At 41.2% G+C, this 597-nt stretch carries 1 protein-coding gene; it reads right to left on the bottom strand.

The genetic code is table 11. The features are described from left to right. Positions 1 to 531: hypothetical protein (locus AAEZ00_RS20610; RefSeq protein ID WP_351089735.1), on the bottom strand; the 531-nt coding region annotated here is incomplete at its 3' end. Positions 532 to 597: the final 66 nt, after the last annotated feature.

Raw genomic sequence — 597 nt, 5'->3', positions numbered from 1 at the left:
GCCTATACGTTGATTTAGCTGCTTTACCGTTAACACTGAGACAGACTGCTTTTGTTTAGACGCAATAAATTTAATTAGTGCATCCGTCAATGTGATGTTAGCAACTGAATTTGTTTGCTTTTTATTATCCGAATAATTTGAAAAAGCCAAGTTTGTTGATGAGGGATAATTGTCATATGTCGCACTATTATGGGCTAATTGCGTTGGCCGAGTAGGAATAAACTGGATGATTTCCCGCACTGGCTTGGCGTTTTCATCAAGCGTTTCTGTTACCCCAGTAAAGCCTACACGGGCATCATTAATCAATTGATTAACGTGTGCTTTAAACGCATCTGGCTGTGATTGTGGCGTTAAGCTACTGATTAATGGTCGTAAGAGACCCGCAACCACAAGGTTACGGCCAATCGCGATTGAGCGCTGTTTAGTGAGTAAAGATACTTTGATGTCGGCAGCGAAGCCTTTATCACGCAGATAAGCAGGCAATACCATGCGGGTGTAATAGGTACAATTTGTGGCTCGAAATAGGTACATATGTCTCAGTCATCCGTTTTGGGTCTGAGAATATGATTTTTCAAATGCTAGAAAGCAAAAAAGCCA

Origin of the sequence: Shewanella sp. S1-49-MNA-CIBAN-0167 (assembly GCF_040310145.1) — a bacterium.
Classification (GTDB): Bacteria; Pseudomonadota; Gammaproteobacteria; order Enterobacterales; family Shewanellaceae; genus Shewanella; species Shewanella psychromarinicola.
Note: the sequence above shows the minus strand (reverse complement) of the source record. Positions and strands in the feature narration are given on the sequence as shown.